We start from the raw sequence: 17,978 nt of genomic DNA, 5'->3' as shown, positions 1-17,978 counted from the left end.
TACGACCGGAAGATTCTCCTTGGGGGTGGCGTTGGTGGGGGGCTGTATGGGGGTGCGTTGAGTGGGGGCGGGTTTGACGGCTTGGGGTTTGCGGTGGCATGGGGGGGGGCGGGGGGTGGGGTTGGCGGGGGGGGGCGGGGGGCGCGGTCCGCCGCGCCCCACGGCTACGCCGCCGACGTCGTGGACGTCTGCGAGGAGCTGGACCTTCGGCAGGCCGTGTTCGTGGGGCATTCTGTCAGCGCCATGGTCGGGGTGCTGGCGGCGCAGGCCGCGCCGGAGCGGATCGGGGCGCACGTGATGGTGACGCCCTCGCCCTGCTACATCGACGACGAGGGCTATCGCGGCGGCTTCAGCACGGAGGACATCGACGAGCTGCTCGCCTCCCTGGAGGCGAACTATCTGGGCTGGTCGTCCGCGATGGCCCCGGTGATCATGGGCAACCCGGAGCGGCCTGAGCTGGGCCAGGAGCTGACCAACAGCTTCTGCGCCACCGACCCCGACATCGCCCGCGTCTTCGCCCGCACGACCTTCCTCACCGACAGCCGCGAGGACCTCAAGGCCGTGTCGGTGCCGACGCTCGTGCTGGAGTGCGAGCAGGACGCCATCGCACCGCGCGAGGTCGGCGCCTATGTGCACGCGGCGATCCCCGCCTCCCGGCTGGTCACGCTCGACGCCACCGGCCACTGCCCGCAGCTCAGCGCGCCGCGCGCCACCGCGGAAGCGATCCTCGGCTTCCTGGAGTCACTGCGGTGATGTGCCGGACGGGTGGCGTGCCGGACCCCGCCGGGACGGGGGACGAGGCGAGCACGGACGCGATCTTCTCCGCGCTGCTGGAGGACAGCGCGGACGACCTGTACGAGTCCGCGCCCTGCGGCTACCTGTCCACGATGATGGACGGCACCATCGCCAAGATCAACAACACGCTGCTGAACTGGCTCGGGCTGGACCGTGAGGCGGTGGCGGGCCGCAAGCGCTTCACGGACCTGCTCACCGTCGGCGGGAAGCTGTACCACGAGACACACTTCGCCCCGCTGCTGCGCATGCAGGGCGAGCTGCGGGGCATCGCCCTGGACATGCGGCGCCGCAGCGGCGGCCCGCTGCCGGTGCTGGTCTCCGCCGTGATCAAGCACGGCACCGAGGGCCAGCCCCTGCTGATCCGCATCACGGTCTTCGACGCCTCGGACCGCCGCGCCTACGAGAAGGAACTCCTGCACCGGCGGCAGGAGGCCGAGCGGGCCCGCGCCGAGGCGGACGAGGCCCGGCGGCAGGCCGAGGCCGACCGGGCCAGGCTGGCCGACGCGCTCGCCGTCCTGCAGCGCTCCCTGGTGCCGGACTCGCTGCCCGACGTGCCGGGCCTGGAGACGGCCGTCCACTACCACACGGCCTCGCCGGACCAGCTCGGCGGCGACTTCTACGACCTGTTCCCCGTGGCCGGCGACCGGTGGGCGTTCTTCCTCGGCGACGTGTGCGGCAAGGGACCCGAGGCAGCCTCCCTCACCTCGCTGACCCGCTACACCCTGCGCGCCGCGGCCCACCACGACCCGGATCCGGCCTCGGCGCTGAGCACCCTGAACGCCGTCCTGCACGAGCGGTACACCGGCGACGGCAACCCCCGGTACTGCACCTGCATCTTCGGGATCGTCGAACCGGGCGGTGAGCACGGGCCGACCACCGTGCGCCTCGCCTCCGGCGGTCACCCTCCGGCGCTCGTCCTGCGCTCCGACGGCCGCGCCGAGTTCCTGCCCACCCCCGGCGGGCTGCTCATCGGCATCGTCCCCGGCGCACCGATCGGCACCGCCGAGACCGTCCTCGCGCCCGGGGACACGCTCGTGCTGTACACCGACGGCCTCACCGAGGCCCGCACCGGCCCCGGCCGCGACGACCTGTACGGCGAGGACGCCCTGCACGCCTTCGCCACCGGCCACGCCCCCGCAGCGCCGCACGCGGTGATCACCGCCCTGACCACACTGCTGGAGAGCTTCGGGGACGGTCTCGACGACGACACCGCCCTGCTGGCGCTCGGCGTGCCCGCCGCCTCCGCTCCCCCGCGCCCCGCGGCGGGTGACGCCCCGTGAACCACCTCACCGTCACCCAGCGCGACACCGCGACCGGCCCCGTTCTGCATGTGGCCGGCGACCTCGACTACGACCAGGCGCCCGAGCTCCGCGACCGGCTCGACCGGCTTGCGCTGGCCCCGGGGCAGCGTCTGGTCCTGGAGCTGTCCGGCCTCGCGTTCTGCGACTCCTCGGGCATCACCGCCCTGCTCGCCGCCCGCCAGCACGCCCTGGCCGCCGAGGCCGACGTGGTCCTGGCCGCCGTACCGGCGAACCTGCTCCGCGTCCTCACGCTCGTCGGCCTGGACCGGGTCTTCACACTGCGGCCGGACGTCGGCGCCGCGTCATGACCCGCCCCGGGCCCCGGCCCGGACGAAGACCCGCTTGAGGTGCTCCTCCGAGCGCGAGGGCATCAGGGGCGTGGGCACGGACGCCCCGGCCGCGGCCGCCGACGTCTTCGAGGAATGGGAGGGCCTGCTGACCGGGTCGCTGCGCGAGCACGGCGCGCAGAGCGAGCAGGCGGCCCGCACAGGACCTCTCCGGCCTCGCCCGAACGCACCGGCGGGGGTGCCCGCACGCCGCTCACCGGCGCGCGCCACCGTCCCACCCCGAATCCGCCCGCCGCACCCCAGGGCGCTCCCCGCACACCACCCCCCGGCCGGAAAACGCTTGGACGCCACGGCCGGCTTCGCGGGACACTTCCGGACTCGACCCGAAACCTCACACATCCGTTGCGGCGACGGCCCCTGCCCGCACGCGCGCGGGGCGGGTGGCCACAGGACGACACAGGGGTGGGATGGAAACGCCGGAAACACACAGGGTTTTACCGGGCAGGCGCTCGGTGCTTCTCGCACTTCGCTACTACGGACGGGAGTTGTCCCGGCTGCGCCGCTGGACGGCGCCCGCGATGCTGCTCTCCGCTCTGGGCAACATCGGCATCAACTACGTCGCGCCACTGATCGTCGCCAAGCTCGTCGGCGACATCGCGGGGAACAAGGACGTCACGGTCGGCGCGATGCTGCCGTACGTGGTCGCCTTCGCGGGTGTCCTGCTGATCGCGGAGGCACTGTGGCGCGTCGCCCTGCACTGCCTCAACCGTCTCGACGCCCTGGGCATCGAGCACCTGTACGTGATCGGCATGGACGAACTGTTCGCCAAGGACGCCGCGTTCTTCCATGACACCTTCGCCGGTTCGCTGACCAAGCGGGTCCTCAGCTTCGCCTCGCGCTTCGAGCAGTTCGTCGACACGCTGACGTTCCAGATCGTGGGGAGCTTCGTGCCGCTGACGTTCGGCGCGGTGGTGCTGTGGCGCTACGAGCCGCTGCTCGTCGTCGGTCTCCTGGTGATGATCGCGCTGACCGCGGTGCTGGTCGTGCCGCTCATCCGGCGGCGCCAGGCACTCGTCGACCAGCGTGAGGAGGCGATCGCCCGGGTGTCGGGCCATGTCGCCGACAGCCTGATGAACATGGACACGGTCCGGGCGTTCGCCGCGGAGGAGCGTGAGGCCGCCGAGCACCGGTCCCGGGTGGCGACGTCGCGCCGGCTCACCATGCGGTCGTGGGACTACGGCAACCTGCGCATCGACACGCTGGTCGCGCCGATGTCCGTCCTCACCAGCGCGATGGGGCTGCTGCTCGCGGTGACGCTGGGCGGCGGGGCGCACGGGGTGGAGGCGATCGTGGTCGCCTTCGCCTACTACAACAACGCGACCCGGATCATGTTCGAGTTCAACCAGATCTACCGCCGGCTGGAGAGCTCGATGACGGAGGCCGCGCAGTTCACCGAACTGCTCCTGGTGCCGCCGACCGTGCTCGACCCTCCCGCGCCGGAGCCGCTGCGGTCCCGGGCCGCAGACATCCGCTTCGAGAAGGTGACCTTCGCCCACCGGGGCGGCCGGCCGCTTTTCGAGGGGCTCGACCTGGCCGTGCCGAGCGGGGCGAAGATCGGTCTGGTGGGCCGGTCCGGCGGCGGCAAGACCTCCCTGACCCGGCTGCTGCTGCGGATGACCGACATCGACGGCGGCCGCATCCTGGTCGGCGGCCAGGACATCAGCCGGGTGCGCCAGTCGGAGCTGCGCGGGCGGATCGCGTACGTGCCGCAGGACCCGGCGATGTTCCACCGCACCCTGCGGGACAACATCGCCTTCGCCCGGCCGGGCGCCACCGACGCCGAGATCCGCCGGGCGGCCGAGGCGGCCCATGTCACCGAGTTCGCCACGGCGTTGCCGGACGGCTTCGACACCATGGTGGGCGAGCGCGGCGTCAAGCTGTCCGGCGGTCAGCGCCAGCGGGTCGCCCTCGCCCGGGCGATCCTGCGGGACGCGCCGATCCTGCTGCTCGACGAGGCCACCAGCGCCCTGGACTCCGAGAGCGAACTGCTGGTCCAGGAGGCGCTGTGGCGGCTCATGGACGGGCGGACGGCACTGGTGGTGGCGCACCGGCTGAGCACGGTCGCCGGCATGGACCAGCTCGTGGTCCTCGACCGCGGGCGGATCATCGAGCAGGGCACCCACCAGGAACTGCTCGCGAGCGGGGGCGCGTACGCCAAGCTCTGGCAGCACCAGTCGGGCGGCTTCCTGGACGACACCCCGGGGCGGGCCGAGGTCCTGTAGGAGGCGCCGCCGGGGGGGTCACCTCCGTGCCCGGGCGGCCAGGGCCTCCAGCAGCAGGTCCACCGCCGGTTCGAAGGAGCTGTCCGCCATCGCGGGCAGCTCCCGCCGCACCGCGGTCAGGGACGGGTACGCCGCCGGATCGAGGTCCTGGTAGACACCCCGCCATGAGCGGTGGTCGGCCTCGCGCTGCTGCGGGGGGAGCGCGTGGAACGCCGCCTCCGTGGCGGCGTGGCTGAGCACGGTGTCGATGAACGCCAGGTAGAGCCGCGCGGCGTCGGCCGGCGGGAAGCCCGCGGAGAGCAGCAGGCCGATACCCGTCTCGACGGCACGGATCTCGTTGGGGCGGCGGGTGACGCGGTGGGCCGCCAGGGCGGCCGCCCGGGGATGGGCGAGGTATCCCGCGCGGACCCTGAGGGCCATCTCGCGCAGCGAGGCCACCCAGTCGTCCCCGGGGGTGAAGCCGGCCATGGCGTCGCCGATGATCCGGTCGGCGATGGCGAGCACCAGGTCGTCGGTGCCGTGGAAGTAGCGGTACAGCGCGGTCGGATCGCACCCCAGGGCCGCGCCGAGCCGCCGCACGCTCAGCGCCTCGGGCCCGTGCTCGCCGATGAGCCGCAGCGCGGTCTGGACGATCAGCTCCTCCGACAGCAGGACTCCCGAACGGGTCGGCCTGCGGCGCCGGCGTTCCTGCGGGACACGGGTGGTCATGACCGGGGCTCCTCTCCTCGCGCACGAGGTCCGCGCACGCGCCGGCGGCCTCCCACCGGGCGGCGCCCTGTCGCGTAAGGCAGTGAACGGCCCATGAGCGCCTTACGTCAACAGGGTTGACCCAATGTGTCCAGCGGCGGTTCCATCACAGTCCCGCGCGGCTCTTCCCACCCCGTCCCCCGAGGAGCCAGTTCATGTCGTCCGCACCTCCCCCGCCCCGTCCCGCGCTGCGCCGTTCCCTCGGCGTCGTCGACGGTGTCGCCATCGCCGCGTCCAGCACCGCGGCCACCACCAGCATCGCCATCGGCATGGGCACGATCGCGACCATCGTGGGCCTCCAGGCCCCGGCGCTGTTGCTGCTGGCGTTCCTGCCGGTGCTGGGCATCGCCCTCGCCTACACCCGGCTCAACCGCTCCGAACCCAACTGCGGCAACGGCTACACCTGGGTCGGCAGATCGCTGGGCCCCTGGCCGGGCTTCCTCACCGGCTGGGTGACCCTGGTCGGCTCGGTCATCTTCTGCGCCTACACCAGCGCCATCATGGGCTCGGTCGTGCTGTCCTTCGCCAACAAGGCCGGTCTGCGCGGCCTGGCGGGTGTCGCTCTCGATCCGACGTCCACCGGCGTCTGCACCGCGGTCGGGCTGGTGATCCTGCTGGCCCTCACCGTCCTGGCCGTGACCGGTGTCCGCGGCGCGACCCGGTTCCAGTTCGCCCTGCTGGTCTTCGAGTACGCGGTGCTGCTCGGCTTCTGCGGCTGGGCCCTGCTCACCGGCGACCACGCCGTGTCGCTGTCCTGGTTCAACCCGTTCGCCATCTCCAGCGGCACCGCCTTCGCCCAGGGCATGGTCCTCGCGGTGTTCTTCTTCTGGGGCTGGGACGCGGCGTTCAGCGTCACCGAGGAGACGAAGGACCCGGGTGACTCGGCCCGCGGCGGACTCATCGCCCTGTTCGCGATGCTCGGCCTTTTCCTGTTCGCCTCGGTCGCCTTCCAGCGGGAGATGAGCCTGGCCGAACTCGTCCGCAACGGCCCGCAGGCCCTGCCCTACCTCGGGGAGAAGCTGGCCGCCGAACCCTGGGCCACCCTGCCCCTGATCGCCCTGATGTTCTCCGCCGTCGCCTCCGTGCAGGCCACCCTGATCCCCACCGCTCGCGGCCTGCTGGCCATGGGCCGCGACCGCACCATGGGGCCGCTGTGGACCCGGGTCCACCCGCGCTGGGGCACACCGGCCGCGGGAACGGCCGTCGTGATGTCCGTGGCCGCCGTGATCGCCGTGCTCGCCTTCGCGATTCCCAAGCTGAGCGACATGCTGCTGGCCGCGGTCAACGCCATCGGCCTGATCGTGGCGCTCTACTACGGCCTCACCGCGCTGGCCTGCGCCGTGCGGTTCCGAGCCGCGTGGCACGAGGGGGTGCGCGAGGCGCTGCCGGCCGTCGTGGTGCCGGCCCTGTCCGGGCTGGTGCTGATGGGCCTGGGCGGCTACCTCGGATACTCGTACCTCACCATGAGCGATCACTTCGAACTCAGCCCGGACAACGGCTGGTTCATGTTCTCGCTGCCCGCCGTGATCGTGCTCGCCGGCCTCGCCATGGCCGCCGTGGCCAAGTACGTGCGGCGCTCGCCCTACTTCACGACCGGGCGCGGCACCGATGCCGAGGCCCTGACCCTGCCGATGGACCGCACCGCGGTCTGACCCTCATGGAGTCCACCCCCATGTCACACCCCCCTGCCCCGGGACCCGCCGACCTCGTCCTCACCGGCGGCCCCGTGCACACCGTCGATCCGGCCCGCAGCCGCGCCACCTCGGTGGCCGTGCGCGGCGGGCGGATCGCCGCCGTCGGGCACGACGAGGTGCGCGAGCTGATCGGGCCGCGCACCGAGGTCGTCGACCTCACCGGGAAACTGCTGCTGCCGGGCTTCCAGGACGCCCACGTCCATCCGATGGGCGCGGGCCTCGAACTCGGCCAGTGCCACCTGGCCGACACCGTCGACGCGGACGCGTATTCGCGCAGGATCGCGGCGTACGCCGACGAGCACCCGGACGTCGAGTGGATCACCGGAGGCGGCTGGTCCCTGGAGGCGTTCCCCGGCGGCTCCCCCACGGCCGCCGCCCTCGACGCGATCGTCCCGGACCGCCCCGTCTTCCTGCCCAACCGCGACCACCACGGCGCCTGGGTCAACAGCGCCGCGCTGGAGCGTGCGGGCATCGACGCGCGGACCCCCGACCCCGCCGACGGCCGGATCGAGCGCGACGCCCAGGGCAACCCCACCGGGATGCTCCAGGAGGGCGCGGTCCACCTGGTGGGCCGGCTGGTGCCCGACCCCACGCCGGAGGAGCAGCTCGCCGGTCTGCTGCGTGCCCAGGCCGTGCTGCACGCACACGGCGTCACGGCCTGGCAGGACGCCATCGTCGGCACGTACGCCAATCTGACCGACCCGGCTCCGGCGTATCTGACGGCGCTGGACCGGGGGCTGCTCACCGCGCGGGTCGTGGGCGCGCTGTGGTGGGACCGGGAGCGCGGCGCCGAGCAGGTCGGCGAACTCCTCGCCAGGAGGGAGGAGTTGAGCCGGGGTCGGTTCCGGGCGGGGGCGGTGAAGATCATGCAGGACGGCATCGCCGAGAACCACACCGCGGCCATGCTGTCCCCCTATCTGAGCGGCTGCGGCTGCACCTCGGACAACAGCGGTATCAGCTTCGTGGAGCCGGGCGAGCTGCGGAAGTACGTCACCGAACTGGACGCCCACGGCTTCCAGGTGCACTTCCACGCGCTCGGCGACCGGGCGGTGCGTGAGGCGCTGGACGCGGTGGAGTCCGCCCGGGCCGCCAACGGCAACCGCGACACACGGCACCACCTGGCGCACCTCCAGGTGGTCCACCCCGCCGACCTGCCGCGGTTCCGGGAACTGGGCGCGAGCGCCAACCTTCAGATGCTGTGGGCCGCGCACGAACCGCAGATGGACGAGCTGACCCTGCCCTTCCTGGGCGCGGAACGCGGCGCCCGGCAGTACCCGTTCGGCGACCTGCTGCGCGCAGGGGCGACCCTCGCGGCCGGCAGCGACTGGCCCGTCAGCAGCCCCGACCCGCTCCAGGCCATCCACGTCGCCGTCAACCGCGTCTCCCCCGACGCCTCGGACGGCACCCCGGCGTTCTTCCCGCAGCAGCGCCTCGACCTGGGCACCGCGATCGCCGCGTACACGGCGGGCAGCGCCCATGTGAACCATCTCGACGGGATCACCGGCAGCATCACCGTCGGCAAGGCGGCCGACCTGGTCGTCCTCGACCGCGACCCGTTCGCGGGGCCGCCCGAGGAGATCGCCGCGACCCGGGTCGTGGAGACCTTCGTCGAGGGGCGGCGGGTCCACAGCGCCGTGTGAGCCGTGTTCCAATGCTCCGGGAGTCCGGATGACACGGAGGGGGATGAGGCACGGTGGGGTCGTCGGGGGACGGGATCATGCGGTCCGTGGTGTGGATACTGCTCGCCGTCGTGACGCTCGGCGTCGGTGCGGCGGCGGCCCGCGAGGTCGGCGGGGCGCTGGAGCGGGAGCGGGAGTACCGCGGCGCCCCGGCCTGTGACGCGGTTCCCGTGGAGGCGTCGGGGTGCGTGTGGGAGCAGGAGTTCACCGTACGGAGCGCCGCGATGAACCGGGGCAAGCGGGGCGAGTCGCCGGAGGCGGAGCTGGTGCTGCCGTCGGGCAAGCCGTGGGACGTGACGTTCCGGCGGACCGAGCCGGTGATGTCCGAGATGACGCCGGGCGAGAAGGTGACCGGCGTGATCTGGCACGGGCAGGTCGTCGAGGTGCGGGACGCTCAGGGGCGCCGGCAGCAGACGTCCGACGGGCCGGTGGGATGGCCGGAGGACCGTCTGGGCGGTGCGCTGGCCGGTATCTCGTTCGGCCTTGCGGCTCTCGTGGGCGGGGTCTGGCCGCTCTTCGCACGGGGCGACCGGCGTCGTGTGACCGCGGCGAAGATGGTGCGGTGGCACGGCGTCGGCCTGGGCGGGACGGCGATCCTGACGCTCTGGGCGCAGGCGGCCAACGACTGGCCGCTGTGGGCCGTCCCGGCGATCTGGGGATCGCTGGCGGTGCTGATCCTGGCGTCCATGACGGCCTTCGCCCTCGGCGCCCTGCGCGGCCAGTTGGACGACGACGCCCCTGCCCCTGAGCCGCGGGCGGCGTGAGCGCCCCTCGGGTGCGGGGCGTCGTCCGGGCACCCGGAGCACGGCGTCGCCCTGCCAGTCGCGCTGCCGCTCAGGGCTGCTTGGCGTGGACCGGGTTGTGGGCCACATCGTCCGGGCACTCCCGGTGTGGCTCGCGCGTGCGCCGGTCGCGGCGCCAGTCGTACGCCGCGAGGGCCAGGGACGCGGCCATGCCGAGGAGCCCGGCGGTCATGGCGAGGAAGAGCGCGCCGCGGTAGTCGTCACTCCGGTTGCCCAGCACCAGGTAGTAGAGGCCGGGCAGGGCGGCGGTGCCCACGGCGGCGCCGAGCCGCTGGCCGGTCTGCAGGGCGCCGCCCGCCGCTCCCGCCATGTGCACGGGCACGTCGCGCAGCGTCATGGTGATGTTCGGGGAGATCACGCACCCGCCGCCGACCCCGCCGAGGAACAGGACCGGGGCGGCGATCCAGGGCGCGATGTCCAGGGGCGCGAAGCGCAGCAGCAGCGCGGCGCCGCCCAGGCCGAGGATCACGCCGGTGAGCCCGCCCACGGTGAGCAGGCGGCCGAGCCGGTCCACGAGCCGCCCGGACACGGCGGCCGCGACGGCCGAGCCGAGGGCGAAGGGGGTCACGGCCAGGCCCGACTCCAGCGGCGAGAAGCCCAGGCCGTGCTGGTAGAAGAGGGCGAAGACCAGCCAGACCCCGCTGAAGCCGATGAAGTACAGCGTGCCGACGCCGGCGCCGACCGCGTAGCCGCGCACGGTGGTGAACAGGCGTGGATCGAGCAGCGGCTGGGCGCCTCGGTCCAGCAGCCTGCGCTGGCGGCGGATGAAGACGAGGAGCAGCGCGGCGCCCGCGAGGAACATCCACCACAGCCGGGTGAGGCCGCCGGTCTCCGCCTGGACCAGCGGGTACATGAGCGCGAGCACACCGAGGCCGAGGAGCAGGACACCGGGCAGGTCCACGTGTTCCCGCCCGGAGCGCGCGGTGCGGGGCAGCAGACGGCGGCCGAGGAGGACCGCGAGGATGCCGATGGGGACGTTGACGTAGAAGATCCAGCGCCAGCCCTGGGCGCCGTCGGCCAGGGCGAGGATCAGGCCACCGGTGAGGGGGCCGACCGCGGAGGAGATGCCGACGGTGGCGCCGAAGAACCCGAAGGCCCGGCCGCGTTCGCCGCCGCGGAACATCTGCTGGATGAGCGCGGAGTTCTGCGGGGCCATGAAGCCGGCCGCCAGGCCCTGGGCGATCCGGGCCACCACCAGCAGCGTGATGGTCGGGGCCGCTCCGCAGGCCGCGCTGAAGAGCACGAAGCCGCTGAGGGCGAGCAGGAAGATGCGGCGCCGGTCCAAGGCGTCGCCGAGGCGTCCGGCGGTGACGAGGGCGAGGCCGAAGGAGAGGGCGTAGCCGGACACCACCCACTGCACCTCGGCCGCGGAGGCGTCCAGCTGCCGCTGGACGGTGGGCAGGGCGACGGCCACGATCGACACGTCCAGCAGGCTCATGAAACCGGCGACCAGCGTGACCCACAGGGCCCGCCACCGCTTCGGGTCCGGCTCGTACCCGTCCCGCGGCTCGCCCTGGTTCCGGCCGCCCGCCGCCGACGCTGTCACTTGGGCTCCTCTCACCGGGCACCCGCCCGGCGAGTCAGGTTCCCCCGCCGGGGCACGGGCACACCCCCGTCCCGGAGATCCTCCCGGACGGTACGCCGGTCCGCCTCTCGCACCGAGCACCTCCGCATCACGCTCCGTGGTCGTCCGGATGCCGCGCGAAGGAGTTCGTTTGAGCGCGCGAGATCTGTGCAGGCGTTCTGCTTGGGAATGCGACCGGCGAAAGGAAACACGTGATGGCGGCGCCCGACAACGACGAGTCGGTGGATCCCGCGGCTGTGAGACGACACCGCGTGCTGTTCCGGGCGATCGAGAAACGGCGTCACCCGAAGCTGCGCCGCAGCGACATCACCGTGACCGACGAGGCGTCGGTCAAGCGGGCCACCAAGGCCGCCGCCCTCGGCAACGCCATGGAGTGGTACGACTTCGGCATCTACAGCTACCTGGCGTCGACGATCGGGAAGGTGTTCTTCCCCTCGGGCAGCGACACCGCCCAGTTGCTCGGCTCGTTCGCGACGTTCGCGGTGGCCTTCCTGGTGCGTCCGCTCGGCGGCATGGTCTTCGGGCCGCTCGGGGACAAGGTCGGCCGCAAGCGCATCCTCTCCCTCACCATGATCATGATGGCGGTGGGCACCTTCGCCATCGGCCTGGTCCCCTCGCACGCCGTGATCGGCCTGTGGGCCCCGGCCCTGCTGATCTTCTTCCGGCTGGTGCAGGGCTTCTCGACCGGCGGGGAGTACGGGGGTGCCTCGACGTTCATCGCCGAGTACGCGCCGGACAAGCGGCGCGGCTTCTTCGGCAGCTTCCTGGAGCTCGGCACGCTCGCCGGTTACGTCGGCGCCTCCGGCCTGGTCGTGGTGCTGCAGATGCTCCTCAGCGACGACCAGATGCTGTCGTGGGGCTGGCGCGTGCCGTTCCTGGTCGCGGCCCCGCTCGGCCTGATCGGGCTCTACCTGCGGCTCAAGCTGGACGAGACGCCCGCCTTCCAGAAGCTGGAGGGCGGTCAGGTGAAGGCGACCGAGGCCGCCGACGCCGTGGAGACCTCGGCCGCCGCCGACCTCGGCAAGATCTTCACCCGGTACTGGCGGCCGCTGCTGCTGTGCCTCGCGCTGGTCGCGGCGTACAACATCACCGACTACATGCTGCTGTCGTACATGCCGACGTACCTGTCCGACGAGCTGGGCTACGGCACCAACCACGGCCTGCTGATCCTGGTCGTGGTGATGGTGTTGCAGATGCTCCTCATCAACCAGGTCGGGCGGCTCTCGGACCGCTTCGGGCGCAAGCCGCTGCTGATGGCGGGGATGCTCGGCTTCCTGTTCCTCTCCCTGCCGTCGTTCCTGCTCATCCGGCAGGGCAACATCGTCCTTATCGCCCTGGGCCTGCTGCTGATGGGGCTGTCCCTGCTGCCGATGCTCGGCACGATGTCGGCGGCGCTCCCGGCGATATTCCCCACCCATGTGCGCTACGGGTCGCTCTCGGTGGCCTACAACCTGGCCACCTCGATCTTCGGCGGCACGACCCCGCTGGTGATCACCGCTCTGATCGGCGCGTTCGACTCGACCCTCATGCCGGCGTACTACGCCACGGGCGCCGCGGTCATCGGGGTCGTCGCGGTGCTGTGCATGCGGGAGACCGCCAACCAGCCGCTGGCCGGCTCCCCGCCGTCGGTGGAGACGGAGGCGGAGGCGGAGGAACTCGTCCAGGCGCAGTCCCCCCAGCCCAAGTTCTGAACCCCCATGAGTTGCCCCGTGCGCTGCCCCGTCCGCCGTCGCGGGCGGGGCAGCGCACGGTTGGGTCCGCTCAGGCCGGGAACGCGGTGCGCGCTACGACTGTCGAGGCGAGGCCGGTAAGGCGATGACCGAGTACGAACGTTCCCGCACGATGCCCGCACAGCCCGAGCAGGTCTTCGACCAGGCCGCGAACGTCGGCCGGCTGGACAGCTGGCTGCCGGAGGCCCTGCACGTGGAGGCGGAGGAACTGCCCGCCGTCACCGTGCACGAGGACCGCACCGACGAGGACACCTCCGCCGTGCTGCGCGCCCGGCGCGAGCAGATGCGGCTCGAGTGGGGCACCCGTGACCAGGGCGGCTACGCGGGCTGGCTCCAGGTCGCCGGTCTCGACGGCGGCGCCAGCGAGGTGACGGTGCACCTGTCCTTCTTCGACACCGGTCACGACCCGGGCGAGCGTGCGGTCGCCGATGCCCTGGACACCAGCCTGCGGCGGCTGGAGGAACAGGTGCGGCTGCACGTCGACCACCCGGCGGGCTGAGCCGCCGTGACCCGCGCGAAGCGGTACGCCCTCGCGGCGTCCGGGCAGTGGACCGACGAGGAGGAGGGCCGGCGCCGGCTGCCCTCCGGTGAGGTGCACGCCTGGGAGCCTGGCCGCAACGAGACGGTCTGCGGTCTGTCCCTCAGCCGCTCCTGGCTGGTCCGCCTCCCGCACGTGGGGCCGGCCGGACACCTTCCCGGAGTCCGGCGGCGCCGCGGACCGGGTGCGGCGCGTGTGCCCGCGCTGCGCCTCGGTGCCGGGACGCCGCGGCCCGAAGCGATCTGGAGCGGCCTAGCGGGTGCAGCCGCCGGCGCCCGCCGCGGGTGACGGCCCGCGATCCTGTCCGTCGCACAGCGAGGCGGCGCCGCACGCGCCCCGGGGGCGGAGGGGGACGCCGTTGGTGCGCAGGACCTCGCGGACGTCCAGGATCAGGGAGAACACCTCACGGTTGCGGTCCTCGCCCTGCTCGTCCCACGCCCGTTGCTCGGCCTCGACGGCCATCCGGTCCTCGGCGAAGACGCGCTCGGTGAAGCGCCGGATGAGCGGCCAGGCCAGGTGCAGGGCGCCGGGGACCCGGGGCTTCTCGATCATGAGCAGGCCGAAGGTGTGGCATCGGCGCTGCTCGGCGTCCTCGGGCACGTAGGCGACCCAGAGCCGGAAGGCCGGCCGCTCGGCGTTCTCCGGCACCAGGTCGAGGGTCTGGTACGGGTACGTGGTGCGGATCGTCATGACGTCCCGGGAGTCGTTGCCGCCGATACCCTCGGCGGCCAGCAGACTCGCACCGCGGTTGCGTTTGCCCCCGGCGTGGCTGAACAGGTACCTGGCCTCCACCGACCGCTCGTCGGTCCGGAAGTCGAGCAGTTCGGGGTGGAGTCTGCCGACCACGCCCCGGTGGAGGAACTGGTGGTTCATGTCGAGGAGGTTCTCGTGCATGAACGAGTAGTGACAGCGCACGGTACGGGAGTACGTCATCGTCTTGTACCGCGGCGATCCGAACGCCGGCAGGTCCGGCAGCGCGGTGGTGGCCGCCCTGTCCGGGTCGCCCGGGAACACGAACACCAGGCCGTACGCCTCGCGGACGGGGTAGCCGCGCACGCCGCGCGGCGGCCGGCCGTCGCCCTTGGAGAGGTACGGGATCTGCGAGATGCGCCCGTCGCCCCGGTAGGCCCAGGCGTGGTAGCAGCAGCGCAGGGCCTCGCCCTCCACGACGCCCATGCTCAGCGGCACCTGACGGTGGGCGCACCGGTCCTCCAGCGCGTACACCGTGCCGCTCTCCCCGCGGTAGAGGGCGATGCGCTCACCGGCGAAGGCCGTCGCGAACGCCCGTCTCCTGCGCACGTTCTTCGACAGGGCGACCGGGTACCAGAAGTCGGGGTTCGCCCCGACGCGCCGGAGGTCGACCATGCCGGTACTCGGGTCGCGGTGCTCCGAGGGCCACGCGGCCCCGGCAGAGATGGCCCCGGCCTCGTCGGTCTCGGTCATACCTCTCCCTCACGCGTACGGGCAGCGACAGCCGCGCGCCGCGCCGGACAGCACCGGGCTGCCGGTGCGGGCGCCCCGGCACCGTCCATGCTGGCCGTGCCCCGCCGCTCACGCCCTGGCCGGCGCGTACGAACGGGTGACACCCCGGACGGCGGGCCCGGTTCGCGCTGTCGGGCGCGCGGCGGCGCGGTGTCCCCTCCAGGGTGAAACCGGCGGCCCGTCAGGTGCCGGGGACGCGTAGGGCCAGGACGGCGACGTCGTCGTCGTTCCCGGCGGGCCGGACGCGGCGCAGGAGCTGGTCGGTGAAGGAGGCCAGCGGCCGGTGGGCGAGGGCGGCGGCGTGCTGGCGCAGTTGATTCAGCCCCTCGTCGAGGGTGCGGCGGGGCGCCTCGATGAGCCCGTCGGTGTACAGCACCAGGGTGGAACCGGGCGGGAGCTTCGCGGTGGCGTCCGGGCGCCGGGTGCCGGTCTGGGTGCCCAGCAGGATGCCGTGGCCGTCGGTGAGGTACTCGGCCAGACCGTCCCGGCTGATCAGCAGCGGCGGGGGGTGACCGGCGTTGGTCCAGGACAGTTGCCAGTGGCCGTCGTCGCCCGGTTCGACCCGGGCGAAGATCGTCGTGGCCATGGTGACGTCGGTGATGTGCTGGATCGCCTCGTCGAGCCGTTCGATGATCCGGCTGGGCGGTTCGTGCTGGGACCAGGCGTAGGCGCGGAGCATGTTGCGGACCTGCGCCATGCCGGCCGCCGCCTCCAGGTCGTGGCCGACGACGTCCCCGATGGCCAGGGCGGTGGACGCGTCGGACAGGGGGAAGGCGTCGTACCAGTCGCCGCCGACCTGTGAGGCGTCCGGTGCGGGCAGGTATCGGACCGTCATCTGCAGTCCCGCGACACCCGGCATCTGCGGCAGCAGGTGGTTCTGCATGGTCTCGGCGACCTTGCGCTGGCGCTGGTAGAGGCGGGCGTTGTCGAGGGCGAGTCCCGCCCGGCGTGCGATGTCCTCGATCAGGGGAAGGTCCACGGGGGTGAAGGGCGCCGGGTTCTCGTCGCGGCCCAGGGTGAGCGCGCCGAGGACCGCGCGGGTGCTGCGGATGGGCGCGATGGCAGCGGAGTGCATGCCCGTGGCGTCGAAGAGGCGGCGCTGCTCGACCGCGATGCCGGAGTCCGGCGGCCCTTGGTAGGTCTGCGGTCCGGCCAGATTGGAGGCGACGCCGCGCAGCGCCCTGGAGAGCGGCATCGGGGACTCCTCGGGGACCGGCGGCATCGGCCCCTGGAGGTCCTCGCGGTGCGTGAACGTCTCGCCGTCGGCGTGGACCACGACGGTCCGCCACACCTCGTCGCGCTCGGTGATCAGGTCGACGACCGCCCAGTCCGCGAGGCGGGGCAGGACCAGCGCGACCAGCCTGCGCAGCGCCTCGTCGACATCGAGGGTGGAGGTCAGCTGCGCGGTGGTCTCGGCGAGCAGCGCCAGCCGGTGCAGCTCCGAGAGCGGCTGGGCCGCCGGCTCCGGCAGCGGGTCGGGGACCCGGTCGTGGTCGGGGGTGTGGAAGACGACGAGCGTGCCGGCGTGGCGGCCGCCCACGTCGTACGGGGTGATCAGCCAGGAGATGCGCAGGACGGTGCCGTCGGCGCGGGCGAAGTAGTCCTCGTCGGCCTGGGCGGTGCGCCCGGCGTGGAAGGCCTGCCGCATGGCGCACTGGGTTCGCGGCAGGGGCTGCCCCTGCGGGCCGCGGTGCAGCAGGTCGTGCGCGTCATGCCCGGTCAGCTCGTCGGAGGACCGGCCGAGGAGCTGCTCGGCGCGGGTGTTCGCGGCGATGATGCAGCCCTGCTCGTCCACGACGTAGGCGGCGGAGCCGATGGCCTCCAGGGTGCCGGCCAGCACGACGGACGCTGTCGGCACGGACGGCCCGTGAACGGTCTCCGTGTGCTCCGGCCCCGTCATCGCGGCCTCCCTGCTGATCGGGCCGGCGTCCCTGCCGCCGGCATGCCCTGGTGCCTGCCTCCCCGTATGCCCATACGACAGAAAATTCCACGTCGCCCGGCGACGCGCGACCTGGTCCGCGGGCCGTACGGACGGCTGACCTGCGGTGCCGTGGATCCGGACGGGTCGGGCCGGGCGAGAGTGGTCGGTGTCCCGGCGCGTGCGGGGGCGCTGGGGCTCAGACCGGGTCGACGTCGGTGTGCAGCGGGTGGTGGTCCGAGTACGGCGTCGGGTGCACGCGGTGCCTGAGGGGGACGAAGCCGCGCAGGAACACGTAGTCGAATTTGCTCTGCCAGTCGGTGGTGGGCTGACAGGTGCCGACGGGCGACGGGCGGCACTGCGGGTCCGCGTCCGTGGCCAGTGCCCAGATCCCGGTCAGCTCGGGAGAGTCCGGCACGGCGTTGAAGTCGCCGAGCAGGATCGCCCGGTCGTGCCGGGCGACCTCCGCGGCGAGGACGCGCGTCTGGCCGGCCCGGACCGTCTCCTGACGCCGTTGGGCGAGATGCGTGTTGAAGACCCGGACGGACTCGTCGCCCACGGTGGTGGTGACGGCCATGTACCCGCGGTCCTCGGAGCCGCCGTCGGGATACTCCACGTTGACGGGGTCCGTCATCGGGGTCGCGGAGAGGATCGCCTGGCCGAAGGCCCCCGGATTCCACGGGGCTCCCCCGCAGCGGCCCCATTTGCGCAGCACCGACCCGTACTCGACGTGGTAGACGAGCCCGTGGAGGTTCTTCAGGTACTCCCGGATCCTCTCGACGTCGCGTACGCATGCCTCCTGCAAGCCGATGACCTGGGGCGCGGCGGCGGCGATCTCCGCGGCCCGGTCGACGTCGCTCACCTCGCAGGGGTTGCAGATGTTCCACGTCATGACCCGGTTCGGTACGACGTCCCGGGCGGATTCCGCGGTCTGGGCCCCGGCGAAGAGGGCACCGGTCGGCGCACTGGGCCCGATCAGCGCCACGCAGAGCGCCAGTACGGCACCCGCGAACAACCGCACCCCCGTGCTCCTACCGAGCACCCTCGCCTCCTCATGGTGAACCCTGTGGCCCCTGGGGCCTCCATGAACGAGGTTATGGGACAGGGCCGTCGGCGACATACGCCCTGTGTGATCTC

Annotated in this window: 13 protein-coding genes and 2 pseudogenes; 10 read left to right on the top strand and 5 right to left on the bottom strand. The window is 72.8% G+C overall.

What is annotated here, in order from left to right; all coding sequences use genetic code 11:
* Window positions 1–144: 144 nt before the first annotated feature.
* From ACFZDE_RS38310 to ACFZDE_RS38295, 4 genes and pseudogenes are all read left to right on the top strand, one after another.
* Window positions 145–753: pseudogene (locus ACFZDE_RS38310) on the top strand (alpha/beta fold hydrolase); the annotation flags it as partial.
* The gene (locus tag ACFZDE_RS38305; protein ID WP_391214216.1) at window positions 753–2,075 is read left to right on the top strand and encodes a SpoIIE family protein phosphatase; all 1,323 of its coding nucleotides are present in this window, start codon (window positions 753–755) and stop codon (window positions 2,073–2,075) included. The pseudogene ACFZDE_RS38310 and the gene ACFZDE_RS38305, both read left to right, overlap by 1 nt.
* Window positions 2,072–2,404 (top strand): anti-sigma factor antagonist, encoded by a 333-nt coding sequence (locus tag ACFZDE_RS38300; protein ID WP_391214209.1) that lies wholly within the window; start codon window positions 2,072–2,074, stop codon window positions 2,402–2,404. Before ACFZDE_RS38305 ends, ACFZDE_RS38300 begins: the two co-directional genes overlap by 4 nt.
* Window positions 2,405–2,850: 446 nt before the next feature.
* Window positions 2,851–4,665, top strand: a complete 1,815-nt coding sequence (locus ACFZDE_RS38295) for an ATP-binding cassette domain-containing protein (protein ID WP_391214198.1) — start codon at window positions 2,851–2,853, stop codon at window positions 4,663–4,665.
* 18 nt (window positions 4,666–4,683) lie between these two features.
* Here ACFZDE_RS38295 and ACFZDE_RS38290 read toward each other — a convergent pair whose 3' ends face one another.
* Complete coding sequence (locus tag ACFZDE_RS38290; RefSeq protein ID WP_390999583.1) at window positions 4,684–5,373, bottom strand: TetR family transcriptional regulator; 690 nt, start codon at window positions 5,371–5,373, stop codon at window positions 4,684–4,686.
* A gap of 194 nt (window positions 5,374–5,567) precedes the next feature.
* Here ACFZDE_RS38290 and ACFZDE_RS38285 point away from each other — a divergent pair, with 194 nt between their 5' ends.
* From ACFZDE_RS38285 to ACFZDE_RS38275, 3 genes are all read left to right on the top strand, one after another.
* Window positions 5,568–7,064, top strand: coding sequence for an amino acid permease (locus tag ACFZDE_RS38285; RefSeq protein ID WP_391214177.1), 1,497 nt, complete (start codon window positions 5,568–5,570; stop codon window positions 7,062–7,064).
* Between the two features lie 20 nt (window positions 7,065–7,084).
* Window positions 7,085–8,746 (top strand): amidohydrolase family protein, encoded by a 1,662-nt coding sequence (locus tag ACFZDE_RS38280; protein ID WP_391214164.1) that lies wholly within the window; start codon window positions 7,085–7,087, stop codon window positions 8,744–8,746.
* Between the two features lie 77 nt (window positions 8,747–8,823).
* The gene (locus ACFZDE_RS38275) at window positions 8,824–9,549 is read left to right on the top strand and encodes a hypothetical protein (protein WP_391214157.1); all 726 of its coding nucleotides are present in this window, start codon (window positions 8,824–8,826) and stop codon (window positions 9,547–9,549) included.
* Between the two features lie 70 nt (window positions 9,550–9,619).
* Here ACFZDE_RS38275 and ACFZDE_RS38270 read toward each other — a convergent pair whose 3' ends face one another.
* Window positions 9,620–11,134 (bottom strand): MFS transporter, encoded by a 1,515-nt coding sequence (locus ACFZDE_RS38270; protein ID WP_391214152.1) that lies wholly within the window; start codon window positions 11,132–11,134, stop codon window positions 9,620–9,622.
* Window positions 11,135–11,367: 233 nt separating this feature from the next.
* Between ACFZDE_RS38270 and proP the strand changes: the two genes are divergently transcribed.
* The 3 genes and pseudogenes from proP to ACFZDE_RS38255 all read left to right on the top strand — a co-directional run bounded on the left by proP (window position 11,368) and on the right by ACFZDE_RS38255 (window position 13,697).
* Window positions 11,368–12,864 (top strand): glycine betaine/L-proline transporter ProP, encoded by a 1,497-nt coding sequence (gene proP / locus ACFZDE_RS38265; protein ID WP_391214142.1) that lies wholly within the window; start codon window positions 11,368–11,370, stop codon window positions 12,862–12,864.
* Window positions 12,865–12,988: 124 nt separating this feature from the next.
* Window positions 12,989–13,402, top strand: coding sequence for an SRPBCC family protein (locus tag ACFZDE_RS38260; protein WP_391214132.1), 414 nt, complete (start codon window positions 12,989–12,991; stop codon window positions 13,400–13,402).
* 6 nt (window positions 13,403–13,408) lie between these two features.
* A pseudogene (locus ACFZDE_RS38255) lies at window positions 13,409–13,697 on the top strand (hypothetical protein).
* Here ACFZDE_RS38255 and ACFZDE_RS38250 read toward each other — a convergent pair.
* From ACFZDE_RS38250 to ACFZDE_RS38240, 3 genes are all read right to left on the bottom strand, one after another.
* Entirely contained in the window at window positions 13,694–14,884 is a 1,191-nt protein-coding gene (locus tag ACFZDE_RS38250; RefSeq protein WP_390999605.1) for a Rieske 2Fe-2S domain-containing protein, read from the bottom strand. The pseudogene ACFZDE_RS38255 and the gene ACFZDE_RS38250 overlap by 4 nt on opposite strands.
* A gap of 220 nt (window positions 14,885–15,104) precedes the next feature.
* Window positions 15,105–16,823, bottom strand: a complete 1,719-nt coding sequence (locus tag ACFZDE_RS38245; RefSeq protein WP_391214114.1) for a SpoIIE family protein phosphatase — start codon at window positions 16,821–16,823, stop codon at window positions 15,105–15,107.
* 217 nt (window positions 16,824–17,040) lie between these two features.
* Window positions 17,041–17,883: an endonuclease/exonuclease/phosphatase family protein gene (locus ACFZDE_RS38240; protein ID WP_390999611.1), complete on the bottom strand. Its 843-nt coding sequence runs from the start codon at window positions 17,881–17,883 to the stop codon at window positions 17,041–17,043.
* Window positions 17,884–17,978: the final 95 nt, after the last annotated feature.

This window comes from Streptomyces sp. NPDC007929, assembly GCF_042959065.1.
Taxonomy (GTDB): domain Bacteria; phylum Actinomycetota; class Actinomycetes; order Streptomycetales; family Streptomycetaceae; genus Streptomyces.
The sequence above is the reverse complement of the archived record's forward strand: the minus strand, read 5'-3'. Positions and strand labels throughout refer to the sequence as shown.

Bases quoted from the DNA above. Each gene is read 5' to 3' on its own strand.
- ACFZDE_RS38305 (WP_391214216.1), top strand. From the start codon at position 753: ATGTGCCGGACGGGTGGCGTGCCGGACCCCGCCGGGACGGGGGACGAG.
- ACFZDE_RS38295 (WP_391214198.1), top strand. From the start codon at position 2,851: ATGGAAACGCCGGAAACACACAGGGTTTTACCGGGCAGGCGCTCGGTG.
- ACFZDE_RS38290 (WP_390999583.1), bottom strand. From the start codon at position 5,373: ATGACCACCCGTGTCCCGCAGGAACGCCGGCGCCGCAGGCCGACCCGT.
- ACFZDE_RS38285 (WP_391214177.1), top strand. From the start codon at position 5,568: ATGTCGTCCGCACCTCCCCCGCCCCGTCCCGCGCTGCGCCGTTCCCTC.
- ACFZDE_RS38280 (WP_391214164.1), top strand. From the start codon at position 7,085: ATGTCACACCCCCCTGCCCCGGGACCCGCCGACCTCGTCCTCACCGGC.
- ACFZDE_RS38275 (WP_391214157.1), top strand. From the start codon at position 8,824: ATGCGGTCCGTGGTGTGGATACTGCTCGCCGTCGTGACGCTCGGCGTC.
- proP (WP_391214142.1), top strand. From the start codon at position 11,368: ATGGCGGCGCCCGACAACGACGAGTCGGTGGATCCCGCGGCTGTGAGA.
- ACFZDE_RS38260 (WP_391214132.1), top strand. From the start codon at position 12,989: ATGACCGAGTACGAACGTTCCCGCACGATGCCCGCACAGCCCGAGCAG.
- ACFZDE_RS38250 (WP_390999605.1), bottom strand. From the start codon at position 14,884: ATGACCGAGACCGACGAGGCCGGGGCCATCTCTGCCGGGGCCGCGTGG.
- ACFZDE_RS38245 (WP_391214114.1), bottom strand. From the start codon at position 16,823: ATGACGGGGCCGGAGCACACGGAGACCGTTCACGGGCCGTCCGTGCCG.